Below are 17,742 nucleotides of genomic sequence, written 5' to 3' on the forward strand. Positions count from 1 at the left end.
CCCTGGTCGGGGGCGGATTCTCGGTGCATGACAGATTCCGTCGTGGTCACCGCAGGGCTGACCAAACGCTACGGCCCCCACGCCGCCGTCGACCGCGTGCATATGAATGTCGCGCCCGGTGAGATCTACGGCTTCCTCGGTCCGAACGGCGCGGGCAAGACGACCACGCTGCGAATGCTGGTCGGATTGATCCGTCCCACCGACGGCACCGCCACCGTGCTCGGACATACCCCCGGCGATCCTGCCGTGGTCCGCCGCATCGGCGTCCTCATCGAGGGCCCCGGCTTCTACCCCTACCTAACCGGCCGCGACAACCTGCGGGTACTCGCGAAATACCGCGGCCTCGAGCGTGCCGATGTGGAGGACGCACTCGACCGCGTCGGCCTCGTCAATCGCGCCGACGATAAATTCCGCACCTACTCCCTCGGCATGAAGCAGCGCCTCGGCGTCGGCGCGGCTCTGCTCGACCGCCCCGATCTGCTGATCCTGGACGAGCCGACCAATGGCCTCGACCCCCAGGGCATGGCCGAAATGCGGGAGCTCATCACGACTCTCGCCGGTGACGGTCATACCGTGCTGCTGTCCAGCCACATGCTCAGCGAGGTCCAGGAGATCTGCGATCGCGTCGGTGTGATCTCCGGCGGGCAACTGCTCACCGAATCCACGGTCGCCGAATTGCGCGGCGCCTCTTCGCTTTTGCTACGTGCCGAACCGTTGGAGGTGGCATTTCCCGCAGTGCGCCGGGTGGTCGGCGAACGCTCGGCCATGTTGACCGCGGGCGGTATTCGAATCGAGGCCGGTGCGGACAGCGCGCCGGTGGTCGCGCGTGCGGTCGTCGAATCCGGCGCGGATCTGCTGGAACTGCGGTCCGATGAAAAGTCCCTGGAAGAAGTGTTCTTCGAAATGACCCAATTGGAGCCGGCGAAATGAACGGGACAATGAAAGACCTGATGGCGAGTACGAAAGCGGAAATGCTGCGACTGCGTAAGTGGCCCGCATTCTGGATTATTCTCGGCACCTGGATTCTGCTGAATCTCACCTTCTCCTACCTCTTCAACTACCTCGCCTACTCCTCCGGCGATATGAAGACGATGTCGAACGGCGTGCCCAAAGACGTACTGCTGCATCAGATGCTGCCCGCCGCGGTGCCGGAGGTTTTCACCCAGGGCATGGCGATGTTCGGTGGCGCGCTGATGCTCATCCTCGGCGCATTGACCATCGGTAGCGGATACGGCTGGGGCACTTGGAAAACCGTGCTGACCCAAGGTCCGTCGCGGACCAATGCCATCGGCGGAGCGCTGATCAGCCTGGCGATCACGGTTATCGGGCTGGTGTGCGTCGCATTCGTGGCGGATATCGGGGTCGCCTCGATTATCGCGACGACCCGATCACAGTCGCTCGCACTGCCCGGCCTGGGTCAGGCGGTTAACGGAATCATCACCGGCACAGCGATTCTCGGCATGTGGACGCTGGCGGGCGCACTGATCGGGGCGATCGCGCGCGGTCCCGCATTGGCCGTCGGACTCGGGCTGGTATGGGTGCTGGTTGTGGAGAATCTGCTGCGCGGTGTCGCAGCGATCTTCAGCCCGATCAAGGTGCTCACCGATCATCTGCCCGGTACGGCAGCGGGTTCGATGGCCGGTGCGATGCGGACCGTCGAGGGACCGTCGACGCCGGGTGTGCTCGACATCCTGTCGCGGACTCAGTCGCTCATCGCGCTGGTGGTGTACGTGGCGCTCTTCGCGGTGGGCACGATGTGGCTGGTGCAGCGGCGCGATATGGCCTGATTCCTGAGGCACCGAAAACCGTTGGCGGACAACAGTTCGTCAGCGGTTCGGTGCATTCAGGGCTCGGACAGCACGGAATGGGCCAGTTCGGCCAGCGCCGCCGCGATCTGCGCGGAAGTGAGACCCCGTGCCCGCTGATGCCGGTAGACCTCGGCGGCCAACGGCGCGAGCAGCGAATCGGCCATGGCGTCCGGTTCCGCGGCGCCGTCGGCCACCAACAGCGACCGGACGTGCAGGAACCAGAAGCCGTACGCACCAGTGGCGAACCGCGCGCCGCCGGTTTCCGCGCCGAGCACCAAATCCGCGTGCCCGTCCAATAATTCGACCATGGCGGCGTAGAAGGCGGCGAGCCGTTCGGCGGGTGGTGCGCCGGGACCGAGCGGTGGTTCACCGCGCAACAGCTGCTCCTGCAGTGCGCGTTCATGTTCGTCGAGCAGTGCGACGGCGATCGAATTCTTATCCGGATAGCGGCGATACAGCGTGCCACGACCGACCCCCGCCGCCTTGGCGATGTCATCCATCGTGACAGTGCGCGGATCCCGCGTTGCGAACAGTTCGGCGGCCGCGGCGAGCACTTTGGCTCGGTTGCGGGCCGCGTCCGCGCGCTCGGTCGGTACTGCGGGCTCCGGATGCCCGCTGAGCAGATCCATATCACTGTTCATCGCCCCGACTGTACTCGACTTTCCGGTCAACTGGACACACTGTCCGGTTATCGGTATCGTACCAAACGGACATAGTGTCCAGTTATATTCGCGGGAGAGATCATGAGCACGTTGTTGCACCTCGATGCCAGCGCCCGGCGTCGCTCCATCAGCCGGGAACTGAGCGCGGCATTCGCCGAGGCGTGGCGCGCCGAGAATCCGGAGAGCGGCTACATCTATCGCGACCTGGCGGCCGAGCCAGTGCCCTTCATCGACGAGGCATGGACCGAACTATGCGATGCCGTCCTCGCCCAACCCGGCACCGATCTGAACCGCCTCGCCGAACTGGTCCGCACACCGGAACAGGCCGCCGCCTGGGCGATAGTGCAGCCGCTGCTGACCGAGGTGCTGGCCGCCGATGTGATTCTGATCGGCACCCCGATGTACAACTACTCGATCCCGGCAGCACTCAAGGCCTGGCTCGATCAGGTGACCTTTCCGCGAATGTCATTGGGCGACAGGCGATTCGTCGTCGTTTCCGCACGCGGCGGATCGTACGCACCCGGCGCCCCCAAGGCCGCCTTCGACTATCAGGAGCGCTACCTTCGCGATTTCTTCGCGGGCCATTTCGCCGTCACCGACACGGTTTTCGTCAATGCGGAACTCGCCAACTCGAGGCAGGACCCGGCACTCGCACATCTGCGCGGCAAGCATGACGAATCCTATTCGGCTGCAATGGAATACGCGCGCGATCTGGCCGGCCGCCAGCGACTGCTCGCAGGTCGCTCGAAAGGATCGGAGGACTGATGAACTGGATCATTCTCGGCATCGCCGGACTGGTGGAGATCATCTGGTCGCAGAGCATCAAGCCGACCGAGAACTTCACGCGCCTCGTCCCGACCGTCATCTGCTTCGTACTCGGCGCGGTCGCGGTGTACCTGCTGTCGCGGGCCATGCAGACGCTGCCGGTCGGCACGGCCTATGCGGTCTTCACCGGAATCGGCGCGATCGGCGCGATCAGCCTCGGCGTCGTGATCAACAAGGATCCGATGAGCGCCGGACGGCTGCTGGCACTGTCGCTGATTCTCGGGGGCATCGTGCTGGCGCGCGTCACCAATCCGGAGTGACCAGGTCCGGCGGTACAGTCCGAAGCATGATCGAACCAGTGCGGGTACCCGATCTGTCGTCGCGACCCTATGGGCTCGAAGTCGAGCGCACGATGACGGCGCCGCCACCGGCGCTGTACCGAGCCTGGACCGAGCGGTTCGACCACTGGTTCGCGACCCCTGGCTCGGTCCTCATGCGACCGGCCGTGAACGAGCCGTTCTTCTTCGAGACCGAATATCAGGGCATGCGCAGCCCGCACCACGGACGCTTCCTCCGCCTGGTTCCGGATCAGATCGTCGAGCTGACCTGGGTGACCGGGGCGGGCGGCACCGATGGCGCGGAAACCGTTGTGACGGTCGAGCTTGTACCGACCGACACCGGCACCCGACTTCGCTTGGCGCACGCGGGATTTGCCGATGAAGCTGCCCGCGACCGGCATTCGCAGGCCTGGCCGATGGTGCTCGAACAGCTCGATCGGCGCACGGCCGAGCCCGCCTGACCGTCACCCACTGCGGCACTCGATTCCGGCTGCCGCCTTCGCACGCGTCGCCGGGGCGGCGGGGGTAGGTTCGACTGCGAATTGTGATTCACACATCTTCGAAAGGATCGTGATGCCCACACGTACCGCGCGCACCGCTTGGACCGGTGGCCTCCAGGACGGCTCCGGCCAAGTCGAGCTGGCCAGTTCCGGTGTCGGCAAGTACGACGTCTCCTTCCCCAAGCGTGCCGCCGACGACGCCGACGGCACCACCAGCCCCGAGGAACTGATCGCCGCGGCGCACTCCTCCTGCTTCGCCATGGCCCTCTCGGCCCAGATCGGCAATGCCGGCGGCACGCCTGAGAGCCTGGACGTCACCGCCGATGTGACCCTCGGCCCGGATCCGGACGGCGGCTTCCGCATCAACGCCATCAAACTCACCGTCCGCGGCCGGGTCTCCGGCCTGGACGCCGACGGCTTCGCCGCCGCGGCGGCCGCCGCCAAGGCGGGCTGCCCGGTCAGCAAGGCCCTCGCCGGGGTGGACAACATCACCCTCGACGCCGCCCTCGCCTGACTTCCCGGCTCCTCGCACCCCGTGTGCGAGGAGCCCAGTGGTTATGCGAGGCCGGCCGCCCGCCGACCGAACCGTATACGCGCACAGGCGTAGGGCGACTATCGCTGACAGGCCGATGTCAGGGTGGGGGCCTCGGGCGCAGGGTTGGGGCATGAACATTTTCAACCAACCCGAGGCCATGACCTTTTTGGCCGATCACTATGACGGCGGGTGGCATCCCTGGCCGTTCTTCTGGATCTTTCCGCTGCTGTTCTGGGTCACCTTCATTGTCATCGTCGTCTTTGCGCGGCGGCGGTTCTGGGGACACCAGAGTGGAATCGGCGCGCTGCGTACCGCATTCGCGCGCGGCGAGATCACCGAGGACCAATATCGGAGTCGGCTGGCGGTGCTGCGCGAACGTGGCGGCAAACCGCGCGGTGGCGAAACTCCCACCACTTGAGCCATTCGGCAAAGACTGTGCCCGCCGCACCGGCCCCATGAGCGGCGGGCACCGCAACGAATATCGCCGGCACACGGCCGCACACCGACCCAATCATCATCCGCATCACGGGAGACCACACCATGAGCATGACTTTCGGCATCGTCATCACACCGCGTTCCGGCGCCGAATGGGCCCGCGCGGCACAGAGTGCCGAGCAGCAGGGCTACCGGACGATCCTGCTTCCGGACACACTGAACACCCCTTCACCCTTCCCGACGCTCGCGGCCGCCGCGGCGGTGACCACCACGGTCCGGCTGCGCCCGAACGTATTGGCCGCTCCCTTGCGCAACCCCGCCACCACGGTGCGGGAAACCGCCGCACTGCAACTGCTTTCGGACGGACGATTCGAACTCGGTATCGGGTCGGGGCGTCCCGATGCGAGCGCGGAGGCCGAGCGACTCGGAATGCCGTGGGGTTCGGCGGCCCAGCGTCGCGAGCAACTCATCGCCACCGTGCATGCCGTTCGCGAACAGGTCGATCCGGCGCCGCCGATCGTCGTCGCCGCAAATGGACCTCGAATGCTCACTGTCGCAGCAGGTTTCGCCGATCGGGTACTACTGGCCGCCGGGCCGGACGCGACCGAGGCCGATCTCGCCGAGATGGTCCGAATCGTGCGCGACAATACCGATCGCGATGTGCGCTTCACCCATCAACTGGTCGGCATCGGCGACGAACTGCCGTTCTGGTTGAGCAAGCGGCTCGGACTCACCGCGGACGGACTGCGCGCGGCCGGATCGGCGGGTGTGCTCGACGGCGATCCGGCCACCGTCACCGAGGTGCTCGAATACCGCAGGGAGAAGTACGGCATCGATGAACTGATCGTCCCCGGCGAGCTGGCCCAAGCCTTCGTCCCAGCCCTCGCCCGGTTCACGAACCCCACTGCCTAACCACCCCTCGGCGCGGAATGCCCACATGAACCCGCCCCGCCACAACGCCGCGGTCGCAATCCTCGCGACCGCGGCGTTGCGCTGATCAGCCCCGGAACTCTCGGCCCGTCGGTGCGCACCTCGACAATCAGCGTGCGCGGCCGCTCGTAATCGGAACGGCAGCGAGTTCGGTGTAGCCCGTCCCTAGAGCGCGGTACCGCCGCACGACTCAGCGGCGGCACGCACCACCACCGGCCTGCGAAACTACTGCCCGTCCGGATTCGCCGCCCGCCGTTCGGCATCGGTGAAACCATCCACAGCCTGGCCGGGCGCGGCCATACTGCGCCGCGCCGAATACGCCGCCGCCGAGGCGAATACTCCGGCCGCACCCGCCGGTGTCGCGCCGTAGGTGAGCGAGCGACGGGGATCGAAGCCCAGCTCGGAGCCGACCGCCACCGCATCCATATTCGCGCCGAGGAATACGAAGTCCCAGGAGTACACCTCCTGCTGCTGGGTGATCAACGCCCGCACCGCGGCATGCGTCCACTCCCGACTGGAATTCTCGTGCCCGTCGGTCAGCACCACGACGATCACCGTGCCCGGCCGCTCGTGCTCGGGACGGGCCGCGAGTTCGGTGCCGACATCGCTGACCAGCCGCCCTAACGCGTCGTACAGCGCGGTACCACCGCGCGGCTGCAAGCTCAGCGGCGGCACCTCGGCGATCGGCCGATTCGCATAGACCAGTTCGTATTCGGTATCGAACTGAGCCAGCGTCACCAGCGTCGTCTTCGGCACCTTCCGCTGTTCTTCGATGTAGGCATCGAAGCCGCCCTCGGTATCGGTTTTGATCGCCTGCATGGAACCCGACCGATCCAGCAGAACCGCGATCAATGTCAGATCTGAATTTGTCACCTAGCACCCCCGTGATAGTTGTCCTAATGACCGCTCCCCACGGTACGCCGCTGCTCGAGCGTGCGAATTCCAGAAAAAAATGCCGCCCACCGGAAATCCGGTGGGCGGCATCTCCAGCCGTTGCGACTTACTCGCCGGCGGCCTCGGCCGTGGTAGTGCCTTCGCCCGCACCCGTGAGCACGACCTCCGGCTTCTCCTCGGTCGCCGCTGCCTTGGTCAGCTTCGCCTTGCCGACGAAGGTGAACTTGGCGTTCTCGCCGGAGCCCTCTCCGTCCCAGCCCTCGACATCGACCACGATGGTCTGTCCCGGACCGATCTCGCCGAAGAGGATCTTCTCCGACAGCTGGTCCTCGATCTCGCGCTGGATGGTCCGGCGCAGCGGCCGAGCGCCGAGCACCGGATCGAATCCGCGCTTGGCAAGCAGTGCCTTGCCCTGCGGGGACAGCTCGATCTCCATGTCCTTGTTCTTCAGCTGCTTGGCGACGCGACCGATCATCAGGTCCACCATCATCACGATCTGGTCGGTCGTGAGCTGGTGGAAGACGATCACGTCGTCGATGCGGTTGAGGAACTCGGGCCGGAAGTGCTTCTTCAGCTCGTCGTTGACCTTGAGCTTCATCCGCTCGTAGTTCGAACCCTCGGCGTTGGACTGGGTGAAGCCCAGGCCGACCGCCTTGGAGATGTCCGAGGTACCCAGGTTCGAGGTGAAGATCAGCACGGTGTTCTTGAAGTCGACCGTACGACCCTGGCCGTCGGTGAGACGACCGTCCTCGAGGACCTGCAACAGGGTGTTGTAGATCTCCTGATGTGCCTTTTCGATCTCGTCGAACAAAACGACCGAGAACGGCTTGCGGCGCACCTTTTCGGTGAGCTGGCCGCCCTCTTCGTAGCCCACGTACCCGGGCGGGGCACCGAAGAGCCGCGATGCGGTGAAGCGGTCGTGGAACTCGCCCATATCGATCTGGATGAGCGCATCGTCGTCGCCGAACAGGAAGTTCGCCAGCGCCTTGGACAGCTCGGTCTTACCGACACCGGACGGACCGGCGAAGATGAACGAGCCCGAGGGACGCTTCGGATCCTTCAGACCGGCGCGGGTACGCCGGATCGCCTTCGACACGGCCTTGACCGCGTCCTCCTGGCCGATGATCCGCTTGTGCAGCTCGTCCTCCATGCGGAGCAGACGGGTGGTCTCCTCCTCGGTGAGCTTGAACACCGGGATACCGGTCCAGTTGGCCAGCACCTCTGCGATCTGCTCGTCGTCGACCTCGGCCACGACATCCAGATCACCGGAGCGCCACTGCTTTTCGCGCTCGGCGCGCTTGGCGACCAGCTGCTTTTCCTTATCGCGCAGTCGCGCCGCCTTCTCGAAGTCCTGCGCGTCGATCGCGCTTTCCTTCTCCCGGCGCGCATCGGCGATCTTGTCGTCGAATTCGCGCAGGTCCGGCGGGGCAGTCATGCGACGGATGCGCATGCGCGCACCGGCCTCGTCGATCAGGTCGATCGCCTTGTCCGGCAGGAACCGGTCGTTGATGTAGCGGTCGGCCAGGGTGGCCGCGGCCACCAGCGCGCCGTCGGTGATGGACACCCGGTGGTGCGCCTCGTAGCGGTCGCGCAGACCCTTGAGGATATTGATCGTGTGCTCGACCGTCGGCTCGCCGACCTGCACCGGCTGGAACCGGCGCTCGAGTGCGGCGTCCTTCTCGATGTACTTGCGGTACTCGTCGAGGGTGGTCGCACCGATGGTCTGCAGCTCACCGCGGGCCAGCTTCGGCTTCAGGATCGAAGCGGCGTCGATCGCGCCCTCGGCGGCACCCGCGCCGACGAGCGTGTGCAGCTCGTCGATGAACAGGATGATGTCGCCGCGGGTATTGATCTCCTTGAGCACCTTCTTCAGGCGCTCTTCGAAGTCACCGCGGTAGCGGCTGCCCGCGACCAGGGAACCCAGGTCGAGGGTGTAGAGCTGCTTGTCCTTCAGCGTCTCCGGCACCTCACCGTTGACGATGGCCTGCGCAAGGCCCTCGACTACGGCGGTCTTACCGACACCGGGCTCGCCGATCAGAACCGGGTTGTTCTTGGTGCGGCGGCTCAGCACCTGCATGACACGCTCGATTTCCTTCGAGCGGCCGATGACCGGGTCGAGCTTGCCTTCGAGGGCGGCCTGGGTCAGGTTGCGGCCGAACTGGTCGAGCACCAGCGAGGTGGACGGGGTCCCGGCCTCACCGCGCGAACCGGATTCGACCGGTTCCTTGCCCTGGTATCCGGACAGCAGCTGGATGACTTGCTGGCGCACCCGGTTGAGATCGGCACCCAGCTTCACCAGCACCTGCGCCGCGACTCCCTCACCTTCACGGATCAGGCCGAGCAGAATGTGCTCGGTGCCGATGTAGTTGTGGCCGAGCTGCAGCGCCTCGCGCAGGCTCAGTTCCAGCACCTTCTTGGCACGCGGGGTGAACGGGATGTGACCGGACGGGGCCTGCTGGCCCTGGCCGATGATCTCCTCCACCTGGCTGCGCACACCCTCCAGCGAAATTCCAAGGGATTCCAGCGACTTCGCCGCTACGCCCTCGCCCTCGTGGATCAACCCAAGCAGGATGTGCTCGGTGCCGATGTAGTTGTGGTTGAGCATCCGGGCCTCTTCTTGGGCCAGGACAACGACGCGCCTCGCGCGGTCGGTGAACCTCTCGAACATCGCTCCCTCACTCTCCTGCTCCGACATTCTGGCGTCCGACGCTTCTGTGGCGTCAGCCTGCCATGAAGCCCGGGGGTTGCGGCCCCGGCCTCCACTCTAGTTGGCAGGGGATTACGCCGCCTCCAGTCCACCCTATTGGGGACCGGCGACAGCACGGTCATTCACTCATAACGTGCTAGTTGCGGGATACGTTTCCGCTCAGGTTTTGCCCTCAGCGAAATCGCCGGTCACCGTTCCCAGGCGTGGTGTTAGCCAGTGAACGGTGGGACGAACTCGCACGGCACCTCGCGCGCATGCGCCGGATCGAGGGCGTTGAGCACGAAGCGGGCGGTGCGGGGACTGCCCGCGATTGCCAGATGTTCGGAGAAGTCGGTCGCGCAGCCGTCCTGGACGACGATACTCGTCGCGTTCGGCCCGGGCACGAATCCCGAGTCGTAGGGGACGACGATCTCGTCGAGGCCGGCCATGATGTTGGTGTAGGTGATGCTGGGAACGTAGACGCCGTCGCTGTTGAGATCCCGCAGGAACACCGAATCGCGCAACAGCTGGGTGCAGGCCTGGCACAGCGAACCCGCCGCCGCCTGGAAGTAGGGCCCGGCGCCGAGCCGCTCGGCGAATGCGGCCACATCCGCCCCGCCGCCCGCATTGGTACCGCGCCAGGCCGGTGCGATCGATACATATTTATCGATCTTGTCCGCACCGCCGAGCCGCTTGGCGTAGTAGTTCGGCATCACCGTGCCCTGCGAATGCCCGACCACATCCACCCTGCTCGCCCCGGTCGCCGCGAGCACCCGATCCACGAACGCACCGAACTGCACCGCACTCTGCTCGATCGGCAGCATCCCGCCCACCGCGGAGATCGGCCACGGCAGATCGTAGGCGCCGTAGGTCAACGAGAAGACGCAGTAACCTTCGTTCGCGAGCAGCGGCGCGTACAACCCCCAATTCGTCTGCGCCCCACCACCCGTACCGTGCGCGAGCACCACCGGATTCGGATGCGCCGCACTGGGTCGACACCCCCAATCATTCGAACCCGGCAGCGAGCCACCATGATTCACCAGCTCATTCGGAATTCCGGCAAAGAAGTTGTAGTCCACCGGATATTCGGCCTGCGCACTACCACCCGCACCAACCCACAGCACGGCCAGCACGGAAACAACGAGCGCGGACCCGGAAACACGCCGCATGGAGACCTCCACAATCTGAAACGTGTTCCAGAACGTAGCGCAACTTATAACCGCCATGGAGCAGTTCAGCGAAGTCTCCGCACGAATCATCGCGGCCCTCAGCCGAGGCGGCCGCCCATTACTCGAGGCGCATAAGTCCCCGTTTCGACGGTGTTCAGATGGCATGAGCTACCGACTTCGATTCGGGGGCTGCTCCTCCTGTCTCGATTTCGGAACGCGCGGCCATAGAAGCTCGACCGGCCGTGGTTCGGGACTATCGTGAGCCGCCGGCGACGCTCCGACCGGATCTCGATGCGCGCGTGCGGCTTCCACAGCGGGTGGGTGCCCACCAGTTCCATTCGCTCATCATTCGCACGGCCGCGGGCATCTGTATCGCGCGGATCAAGGCGACGACCGATAGCACCGCCGGTGCGAGGTCGAGGCCGATCAGTTCGGTCGAACAACGGCGGCACCGTTTTCGGCCCGCAGATCGGCCGTCAGACGGTTTCCAGCGGTTGCGGCGGATCCCTTGCCCACCCCGCGCACAGCAGTCACCAGGATGACGAAATTCGGCGTACTTATCCACGAGAACGGCCGCTGCCCTATTGAATTCGGAGTTCGTATACCAAAACCGCCGTCGGCGGATCGATCACTGATCGACCCGCCGACGGCGGCAGAGAAAGCTAGCGGTATTGCGGTCGGGGCGCCGGCCGACTCTAGGCCAGGGAATGCGCACCCGTCGACTGCGGACCAGACTGTCCGAATCCGTACTGCTGAGCCATGATCGGCGCACGGAACGGCTGACCGGCGGATTGCGGACCGACACTCGACATCGGCCGGGACTGCGAAACCTGCTGTGTGCCAACCGCACCCGCGGCCTGCGTGCGGCCGTGCTGGATGCCCGCCACGAACAGTGCCCCGGTCAGCACCAGGAAGGCCAGTGTGTGCAGGATTGCGCGGAGGATATTCCAACGGACCCAAGCGGATTCGAAATCGGCGCGCACCTTTGCCAGGTCACCGATCTGGGCTGGGTCGCCTGCCGCCGCGAGTTGGTCGTTGAGTGGAACATTCAACCCGGAGGTGACCGCGAAGGCGATCACATTGAGTGCCAAGGCCACACCGAGCCAGATCAAGGTGGTGCGGTGTTCCTTGCCCAGGTGCAGTGCCGCTGCGAGGAGGGTGAAGCCGACGGTGCCGAGGAATCCGAGCATGAACCACGGGTTGATGATGACCACATTGATCTTCTGCATCGCATCGATCATCGCGCGATCGTCGGTGCGGTTCAGCGCGGGCATCACCGATGTCGCATAAGCGTAGAAAACGCCCGCGATCAAGCCGGTTGCGAGGGTGGCCGCCACCAGCGCGGCGAGTCGTAGCGCGAACATAAATTTCTCCTACCTAGAACCCGGACCTGGCCCGATTTACTCGGTCCGGCGATGTTTCAAGTACACCGGTAACCGTCGCGACCATCCATGGTTCAAGCGCTCGGTCACCTAAGCGAGGGTCCACGCCCGCTCGCGTCACAAGTCTCGGTCGGAGATCAACCCACTTTGCATGGCCAAACCGGCCAGTCGGACTCTTTTCTGATTCTGCGGCAGATTTTCCACACCGAACTTGGCGAACAGTGCCCGCAGATGTGTCTTGATCGCATCGACGCTGAGGAACAATTCCTCGGCGATCTGTTGATTCGAAGCCGGAGACGCGAAACCCGCACCGTTCTTATATGGACGGCACAGTGCGACCAGCACCGAGCGCTGGGTATCGGTCAGTGAACGTAGCGTGGGAATAGCGCCGGTCGAGGTCCGCGTCGCATCATCGACAACGCCACCGAAATCATGGAACGAGACCAGCGAGGTACCGACCCGGATCCGATCGCCCGCCATCAGCCGCCGCCGCCCGACGAGTCGCTCCCCGTTGACGAAGGTGCCGTTGCGGGACAGGCCGTCATCGACGATCGTCCAGTGCGCGCCGAGATATTCGACCGCCGCATGCAGCCGCGAGACCTCCGCGTCCCAGCGCAGCGCCAGATCGGCCTGCGGGGAACGCCCGATGGTAACGCGCTGCTGGTCCGGGGTGAGCATGAACTCCTGCTGCCGACCCGAGTCATCAGTGAATCGCAATAGCGATCCGACGAAACCAGTCACTGCGCCGATACCTCATCTCTCCATACCGCCAGTGACGCTCTTCGCACAGTTCCATGGTGCCGCGTCCTGGTACCGCGAGCAAGATCGAGTCGACTCCGAACCTTCCTCATATCGAAGGCCTATCACAAACGAGCCGCCGCCCGGGCGTCGCACGATTCGCCCGGGCGGCAGCCCAATTAAATAAGAACTCAGCCCTTCGCGGCCTTGTTGTACGCATCGGTGATGTCGGCCGAGATACGACCCCGCGCGGACACCTTGTGTCCATTCCGGCGCGCCCACTCGCGAATTGCAGCGCTTTGTTCACGATCGATCGAGACCCGGCTCTTTGCAGCTCCGGGAGCAGCGACCGCAGCCTTGACCCGCCGCCGACCACTCACCCGCCGAGCACTCGAAACCCACTCTTCCAAGCCGTCGCGCAGCTTCGCCGCATTTGCCGACGACAGGTCGATCTCGTACGACACACCGTCGATCGCGAACTCAATGGTCTCGTCCGCGATGGACTCACCATCGACATCGTCGATCAGGCTAACGGTGACCTTCTTTGCCATGAGATGAACGTCCTCTCGAAATCGTGCGACCCGCATACTAGGCCGATTACCCGAGGCAAGAATACCCCGAATTCGAAAAATTCCAAGACGAGGGCCGAACTATGCAATCCGATCGTCAGCGAGTGACTGGACGCACAATTGGGAACAGTATCGTTTCCCGGATTCCCAATCCCGTGAGTGCCATCAACAAGCGATCGATTCCCATACCCGTACCCGTTGTCGGAGGCATGCCGTGCTCCATCGCCGCGAGGAAGTCCTCGTCGAGTGCCATCGCCTCGTCATCACCTTGCGCGGCAAGCCGCGCTTGATCCACGAACCGGTCGCGCTGGATCACCGGATCGACCAACTCCGAATAGCCAGTTGCCAACTCGAAGCCGCGCACATAGAGGTCCCACTTCTCGGTAACTCCGGGCTTGCTGCGATGCTGTCTGGTCAGCGGTGATGTCTCGACGGGGAAGTCACGCACGAAAGTCGGGGCGTAGAGCTTGTCACCGTACTGGTGCTCCCACAGTTCTTCGACAAGTTTGCCGTGGCCATAGCCCTTGTCCTCGGGAATTTCGAGTCCGACCCGATCAGCGAGCGCAAATAATTCCTCGATCGAAGTTTCCGGAGTCACCGATACACCCAGTGCGTCCGACAGCGAGGGGTACATCTCGACCGTCGCCCACTCGCCGCGGAGATCGTATTCGGTGCCATCTGCAAGGGTTACCACCTGCGTGCCGAAGACCTCCTCGGCAACTTCCTGCACCAATTCCCGAATCATCCGTGCGGAGTCGTCGTAGGTGCCGTATGCCTCATAGGTTTCCAACATTGCGAACTCCGGGGAATGCGTGGAGTCCGACCCCTCGTTCCGGAAGTTCCTGTTGATCTCGAAGACCTGTTCCAGGCCGCCCACCACACAGCGCTTGAGGAACAGTTCGGGCGCAATTCGCAGGTAGAGATCGATATCGAGGGCGTTGGAATGGGTGACGAACGGTCGCGCCGCCGCACCGCCGTGCAGCGTCTGCAGCATCGGCGTCTCCACCTCGAGGAAGTCGCGGCGCTCGAGCGCATTGCGCAGCGCGCGCACCACCGCAACCCTGGTCCTGGCCATTTCCCTGGCCTCGGGGCGCACGATCAGATCGACATAGCGCTGCCGAACCCGCGACTCCTCGTTCATCTCCTTGTGCGCCACCGGCAGCGGCCGCAGGGCCTTGGCCGACATGGCCCAGGAATCGGCCATGACGCTCAATTCGCCGGTTCGTGAGGAGATCACCTCACCGTGCACGAATACGAAGTCTCCGAGGTCTACATCGGCCTTCCAGGCCGCCAGTGCGTCGGCTCCGACACCGTTGAGGCTGATCATCGCCTGCAGTTTGGTGCCGTCGCCCTCCTGCAGCGTGGCGAAACACAGCTTGCCGGTATTACGCAGGAAAATGACGCGCCCGACGACACCGACCTGCAGACCGGTCTGGGTGTCCGGCTCGAGCTCCGGATAGGCGGCCCGAATTTCGCCGAGAGTATGTGTGCGCGGCACCACCACCGGATAGGCATCACCGCCATCGGCGATCAACCGCTCGCGCTTCTCGCGCCGAATCCGCATCTGCTCCGGAACATCGTCCGCGGCGGGCGCGGGACGGTTGGCTTGCCCCGCAGGAACCGAACCCGCGGAGCGACCGGATGAAGGCGTGTTCGGGTTGCTCACGTTCAACAACACTAGCGGGCACCGGAAATCGATTTGCGGGCCGCCCGGGCACGACCGACTGCTAACGAATCAGCCGTGCCCGGAACGGTCCGTCATGTCCTGTTTCGCGACCTTCCCCGGCACGCCGAAAAGCGGGCGCGCTCCGGCAATCATGCGAAAGCCGGTGCGCGCCCGTATGTTTCGAGATGGAAGTGGTTCGGCCCGAATTTACAGTGTTGCCAGCGCCTCGACCTCACGCGCGAAGTGCGGCGCCCGGACCCCGACACTGAGCAAACCGGCCGCCTTCAATGCCTGATAGCCACCGATCACATCGGTGGCCCGATGCAGACCGAGTTCCTGCAGCGCGGCCGCGGCGAGACTGGAGGTAAAGCCCTCCGAGCAGACGACGATCCATTCCACATCGTGATCGGTGGCCAGTGCCAGCCGGGCCGAACTCGACGGATCCAAACGCCATTCCAGGACATTCCGTTCGATCACCAGCGCGCCCGGCAGTGCGCCCTCACGTGCGCGCTGCGCCTGCGGCCGGATATCGACCAGAATCGCGCCCCGATCCAGCGCCTGCGGCGTTTCGAAGGCATAGACCCGATTCAGGCGGGCCCGCGCGTTCTCGAGCATCTGATCGATGGACAAACGGGTCATCACATATCACCTTCGGGCTGGTCGGTGAGGACGGTTCGGGAGCGCCGCAGGGTGCCGTGGCCAGTCACCTCGTAATAGGACATGGCGGTGAGCGGAGGTGAATAAGCGTGCACGCTGAGCGTCGGATCGAGCGGCCCGGCGGATTCGACGGCAGTATCGTTTCGAGCGACCTGCAAGCAGTCGCCGACGGCCGGCGCGCGCATCACATCGTGCACCCAGCCGATCGGGAACGAGGCTTGATCACCCGCGGTCAGGGTGCGTCGGCGCAGTTCGGTTCCGTTCCAGCGGAATTCCGAGAGCGCGCCGCTGAGCACGGTCAATGCGCCGAGCGAACCGGCGTGGTCGTGCAATTCGGTGGATTTGCCGGGCGTCCAGCTGATCAGCCAGACATCGACCTCGTCATCGGAAAGCAGCCGGGTGGCCCAGCGCTCATCGGTCGGCCAAATTCCATTGGCGGGCAACAGATGGTCGTAGCGTCCAGCGAGTACGTCTTCGGCGCCCTCATCGGTCAGCCGGAGCAGATCGGCGGGACGCAGGCGCGTGGGTAATGCGGAGGAGACGGCACGATCCAGCGGCGGGGTAGCCGACAGGGCATTACGTGCGGAATTGAGGGAAAGAACAGAAGAACGCATCAGCGAATCTCCAGGAGTTATGTCAACGGTCGAGGGACTTGGTCAGCCTCGAACGGTCGAGGCAGGTCAGCCTCGACAACACTCCTGGGTGCTCACGCGGGAATACACGGATGCGAGTGTAGCAGCGCGAAAACCGGTGGCAAAGCGCCTGGTCATGCGTGAGCACCCCGGGTGGGCATATCAAACACCCTTGCGGCGCTGATTGCGCTCGTAGACCAGGCGCAATCCGGTCAATGTGAGATGCGGCTCGTGGTGGTCGATGGTCTCCGATTCGGGCACGATCAACGGTGCGGTGGCGCCGGTCGCGACCACCGAGACATCGTCACCGGCGAATGCGTCGAATTCATCGCGAATCCGATCGATCAGACCGTCCACCAAACCGGCGAAGCCGAATATCGCGCCGGATTGGATGGCCTCGACGGTGTTCTTGCCGACCACCGAACGCGGCCGCGCCAACTCCACCCGGCGCAATGCGGCACGCTCGATGAGCGCCTCACTGGAGATCTCCACACCCGGTGCGAGCACACCGCCGAGAAACTCGCCCTTGGCCGATACCAGATCAACGGTGGTGGCGGTGCCGAAATCCACGACAATCGCGGCCGTGCCGAAACGATGATGTGCGGCAAGGGTGTTCACGATGCGGTCCGCGCCGATTTCCTTGGGATTGTCGACGAGCAGCGGAATACCGGTTCGCACACCGGGTTCCACCACCACATACGGCACATGATCCCAATAGCGAGTGAGCATCGATCTGATCTCGCGCAGTACCGGCGGCACAGTGGACAGCGCCGAAACTCCGACGATCTCCTCGACCTGATCACCGACCAATCCGCGCACCTGCATGGCGAATTCGTCCGCGGTCAGCAGCGGATTGGTATGCATCCGCCAGTGCCGCACCAACTTCGCGTGACTACCACTGCCCGAGAACAATCCGAGCTCGATGCTCGTATTTCGGACATCGATGGTCAGCAGCATCAGACGGTGGTCAGTGAGCGCGGGGTGACCAGACCGGAACCCGCCGGAGCGTGCGCCGGATCGGAACCGAGATCGGTCGCACGATTGTGCTCGTCGACGAAGACGACCTTCGGGGCATATTCCTTCAGCTCCGCCTCGTCCATCATGCCGTAGGCGATCAGGATGACCAGATCACCGGGATGCACAAGATGGGCGGCGGCACCATTGATCCCGATAACACCCGAACCGCGCTCACCGGCGATCACATAGGTCTCCAGGCGGGCGCCGTTATCGATATCGACAATGCAGACCTGCTCACCCTCGAGCAGATCGGCGGCGTCGAGCAGATCCTGGTCGACGGTCACCGAGCCGACATAGTGCAGATCGGCATGGGTCACCGTGGCACGGTGGATCTTCGACTTCATCATGGTGCGCAACAT

20 protein-coding genes are annotated in these 17,742 nt (G+C 64.4%); 8 read left to right on the top strand and 12 right to left on the bottom strand.

The annotated features are described in order from the left end of the window. The first annotated feature begins 27 nt into the window (after positions 1-27). Both OIE68_RS29700 and OIE68_RS29705 read left to right on the top strand, forming a co-directional pair. Entirely contained in the window at positions 28-930 is a 903-nt protein-coding gene (locus OIE68_RS29700) for an ABC transporter ATP-binding protein (RefSeq protein WP_327094342.1), read from the top strand. Beyond that, positions 927-1,787, top strand: coding sequence for an ABC transporter permease (locus tag OIE68_RS29705; protein ID WP_327094343.1), 861 nt, complete (start codon positions 927-929; stop codon positions 1,785-1,787). Before OIE68_RS29700 ends, OIE68_RS29705 begins: the two co-directional genes overlap by 4 nt. A gap of 56 nt (positions 1,788-1,843) precedes the next feature. On the opposite strand, the gene OIE68_RS29710 is transcribed toward OIE68_RS29705, so the two are convergent. After that, complete coding sequence (locus tag OIE68_RS29710; protein WP_327094344.1) at positions 1,844-2,449, bottom strand: helix-turn-helix domain-containing protein; 606 nt, start codon at positions 2,447-2,449, stop codon at positions 1,844-1,846. 102 nt (positions 2,450-2,551) lie between these two features. Between OIE68_RS29710 and OIE68_RS29715 the strand changes: the two genes are divergently transcribed. From OIE68_RS29715 to OIE68_RS29740, 6 genes are all read left to right on the top strand, one after another. Beyond that, a complete protein-coding gene (locus OIE68_RS29715; RefSeq protein ID WP_327094345.1) occupies positions 2,552-3,235 on the top strand; it encodes an FMN-dependent NADH-azoreductase in 684 nt (227 codons plus the stop codon). After that, entirely contained in the window at positions 3,235-3,555 is a 321-nt protein-coding gene (locus OIE68_RS29720; RefSeq protein ID WP_327094346.1) for a multidrug efflux SMR transporter, read from the top strand. Before OIE68_RS29715 ends, OIE68_RS29720 begins: the two co-directional genes overlap by 1 nt. 26 nt (positions 3,556-3,581) lie before the next feature. Beyond that, the gene (locus tag OIE68_RS29725; protein ID WP_327094347.1) at positions 3,582-4,034 is read left to right on the top strand and encodes an SRPBCC domain-containing protein; all 453 of its coding nucleotides are present in this window, start codon (positions 3,582-3,584) and stop codon (positions 4,032-4,034) included. Positions 4,035-4,146: 112 nt separating this feature from the next. Next, on the top strand, positions 4,147-4,587 hold the full coding sequence (locus OIE68_RS29730; protein ID WP_327094348.1) for an OsmC family peroxiredoxin: 441 nt from the start codon (positions 4,147-4,149) through the stop codon (positions 4,585-4,587). A gap of 151 nt (positions 4,588-4,738) precedes the next feature. Continuing rightward, positions 4,739-5,026 (top strand): hypothetical protein, encoded by a 288-nt coding sequence (locus OIE68_RS29735; RefSeq protein ID WP_327094349.1) that lies wholly within the window; start codon positions 4,739-4,741, stop codon positions 5,024-5,026. Between the two features lie 122 nt (positions 5,027-5,148). Then, the gene (locus tag OIE68_RS29740) at positions 5,149-5,955 is read left to right on the top strand and encodes an LLM class flavin-dependent oxidoreductase (protein ID WP_327094350.1); all 807 of its coding nucleotides are present in this window, start codon (positions 5,149-5,151) and stop codon (positions 5,953-5,955) included. Positions 5,956-6,198: 243 nt separating this feature from the next. Here OIE68_RS29740 and OIE68_RS29745 read toward each other — a convergent pair whose 3' ends face one another. The 11 genes from OIE68_RS29745 to panD all read right to left on the bottom strand — a co-directional run bounded on the left by OIE68_RS29745 (position 6,199) and on the right by panD (position 17,742). Next, on the bottom strand, positions 6,199-6,846 hold the full coding sequence (locus OIE68_RS29745) for a vWA domain-containing protein (RefSeq protein WP_327094351.1): 648 nt from the start codon (positions 6,844-6,846) through the stop codon (positions 6,199-6,201). A gap of 127 nt (positions 6,847-6,973) precedes the next feature. Next, complete coding sequence (locus tag OIE68_RS29750) at positions 6,974-9,535, bottom strand: ATP-dependent Clp protease ATP-binding subunit (RefSeq protein ID WP_327094352.1); 2,562 nt, start codon at positions 9,533-9,535, stop codon at positions 6,974-6,976. A 248-nt stretch (positions 9,536-9,783) separates the two neighbouring features. After that, on the bottom strand, positions 9,784-10,722 hold the full coding sequence (locus OIE68_RS29755; protein ID WP_327094353.1) for an esterase/lipase family protein: 939 nt from the start codon (positions 10,720-10,722) through the stop codon (positions 9,784-9,786). Positions 10,723-11,417: 695 nt separating this feature from the next. Then, the gene (locus OIE68_RS29760) at positions 11,418-12,086 is read right to left on the bottom strand and encodes a DUF1772 domain-containing protein (RefSeq protein WP_327094354.1); all 669 of its coding nucleotides are present in this window, start codon (positions 12,084-12,086) and stop codon (positions 11,418-11,420) included. Positions 12,087-12,221: 135 nt separating this feature from the next. Next, positions 12,222-12,782 carry an FHA domain-containing protein gene (locus tag OIE68_RS29765; RefSeq protein WP_327101847.1) on the bottom strand — a complete coding sequence of 187 codons (561 nt, stop codon included), beginning with the start codon at positions 12,780-12,782 and terminating at the stop codon, positions 12,222-12,224. 251 nt (positions 12,783-13,033) lie between these two features. Further along, positions 13,034-13,393 carry a histone-like nucleoid-structuring protein Lsr2 gene (locus OIE68_RS29770; protein WP_040686163.1) on the bottom strand — a complete coding sequence of 120 codons (360 nt, stop codon included), beginning with the start codon at positions 13,391-13,393 and terminating at the stop codon, positions 13,034-13,036. A 115-nt stretch (positions 13,394-13,508) separates the two neighbouring features. Then, positions 13,509-14,975, bottom strand: a complete 1,467-nt coding sequence (lysS, locus tag OIE68_RS29775) for a lysine--tRNA ligase (protein WP_327101848.1) — start codon at positions 14,973-14,975, stop codon at positions 13,509-13,511. A gap of 309 nt (positions 14,976-15,284) precedes the next feature. Then, a complete protein-coding gene (locus OIE68_RS29780) occupies positions 15,285-15,707 on the bottom strand; it encodes a rhodanese-like domain-containing protein (RefSeq protein ID WP_327101849.1) in 423 nt (140 codons plus the stop codon). An 8-nt stretch (positions 15,708-15,715) separates the two neighbouring features. Beyond that, entirely contained in the window at positions 15,716-16,348 is a 633-nt protein-coding gene (locus OIE68_RS29785; RefSeq protein ID WP_327094355.1) for a cysteine dioxygenase family protein, read from the bottom strand. Positions 16,349-16,528: 180 nt separating this feature from the next. Beyond that, complete coding sequence (locus tag OIE68_RS29790; RefSeq protein WP_327094356.1) at positions 16,529-17,323, bottom strand: type III pantothenate kinase; 795 nt, start codon at positions 17,321-17,323, stop codon at positions 16,529-16,531. Next, positions 17,323-17,742, bottom strand: a complete 420-nt coding sequence (gene panD, locus OIE68_RS29795) for an aspartate 1-decarboxylase (protein ID WP_040686161.1) — start codon at positions 17,740-17,742, stop codon at positions 17,323-17,325. Before panD ends, OIE68_RS29790 begins: the two co-directional genes overlap by 1 nt.

It is taken from the genome of Nocardia vinacea, from assembly GCF_035920345.1.
Taxonomy (GTDB): Bacteria; Actinomycetota; Actinomycetes; order Mycobacteriales; family Mycobacteriaceae; genus Nocardia; species Nocardia vinacea_A.

What these genes read in the sequence shown, in the direction of transcription:
- OIE68_RS29700 (WP_327094342.1), top strand. Translation starts at nt 28, where the DNA reads ATGACAGATTCCGTCGTGGTCACCGCAGGGCTGACCAAACGCTACGGC.
- OIE68_RS29705 (WP_327094343.1), top strand. Translation starts at nt 927, where the DNA reads ATGAACGGGACAATGAAAGACCTGATGGCGAGTACGAAAGCGGAAATG.
- OIE68_RS29710 (WP_327094344.1), bottom strand. Translation starts at nt 2,449, where the DNA reads ATGAACAGTGATATGGATCTGCTCAGCGGGCATCCGGAGCCCGCAGTA.
- OIE68_RS29715 (WP_327094345.1), top strand. Translation starts at nt 2,552, where the DNA reads ATGAGCACGTTGTTGCACCTCGATGCCAGCGCCCGGCGTCGCTCCATC.
- OIE68_RS29720 (WP_327094346.1), top strand. Translation starts at nt 3,235, where the DNA reads ATGAACTGGATCATTCTCGGCATCGCCGGACTGGTGGAGATCATCTGG.
- OIE68_RS29725 (WP_327094347.1), top strand. Translation starts at nt 3,582, where the DNA reads ATGATCGAACCAGTGCGGGTACCCGATCTGTCGTCGCGACCCTATGGG.
- OIE68_RS29730 (WP_327094348.1), top strand. Translation starts at nt 4,147, where the DNA reads ATGCCCACACGTACCGCGCGCACCGCTTGGACCGGTGGCCTCCAGGAC.
- OIE68_RS29735 (WP_327094349.1), top strand. Translation starts at nt 4,739, where the DNA reads ATGAACATTTTCAACCAACCCGAGGCCATGACCTTTTTGGCCGATCAC.
- OIE68_RS29740 (WP_327094350.1), top strand. Translation starts at nt 5,149, where the DNA reads ATGAGCATGACTTTCGGCATCGTCATCACACCGCGTTCCGGCGCCGAA.
- OIE68_RS29750 (WP_327094352.1), bottom strand. Translation starts at nt 9,535, where the DNA reads ATGTTCGAGAGGTTCACCGACCGCGCGAGGCGCGTCGTTGTCCTGGCC.
- OIE68_RS29755 (WP_327094353.1), bottom strand. Translation starts at nt 10,722, where the DNA reads ATGCGGCGTGTTTCCGGGTCCGCGCTCGTTGTTTCCGTGCTGGCCGTG.
- OIE68_RS29760 (WP_327094354.1), bottom strand. Translation starts at nt 12,086, where the DNA reads ATGTTCGCGCTACGACTCGCCGCGCTGGTGGCGGCCACCCTCGCAACC.
- OIE68_RS29765 (WP_327101847.1), bottom strand. Translation starts at nt 12,782, where the DNA reads ATGCTCACCCCGGACCAGCAGCGCGTTACCATCGGGCGTTCCCCGCAG.
- OIE68_RS29770 (WP_040686163.1), bottom strand. Translation starts at nt 13,393, where the DNA reads ATGGCAAAGAAGGTCACCGTTAGCCTGATCGACGATGTCGATGGTGAG.
- lysS (WP_327101848.1), bottom strand. Translation starts at nt 14,975, where the DNA reads ATGCGGATTCGGCGCGAGAAGCGCGAGCGGTTGATCGCCGATGGCGGT.
- OIE68_RS29785 (WP_327094355.1), bottom strand. Translation starts at nt 16,348, where the DNA reads ATGCGTTCTTCTGTTCTTTCCCTCAATTCCGCACGTAATGCCCTGTCG.
- OIE68_RS29790 (WP_327094356.1), bottom strand. Translation starts at nt 17,323, where the DNA reads ATGCTGCTGACCATCGATGTCCGAAATACGAGCATCGAGCTCGGATTG.
- panD (WP_040686161.1), bottom strand. Translation starts at nt 17,742, where the DNA reads ATGTTGCGCACCATGATGAAGTCGAAGATCCACCGTGCCACGGTGACC.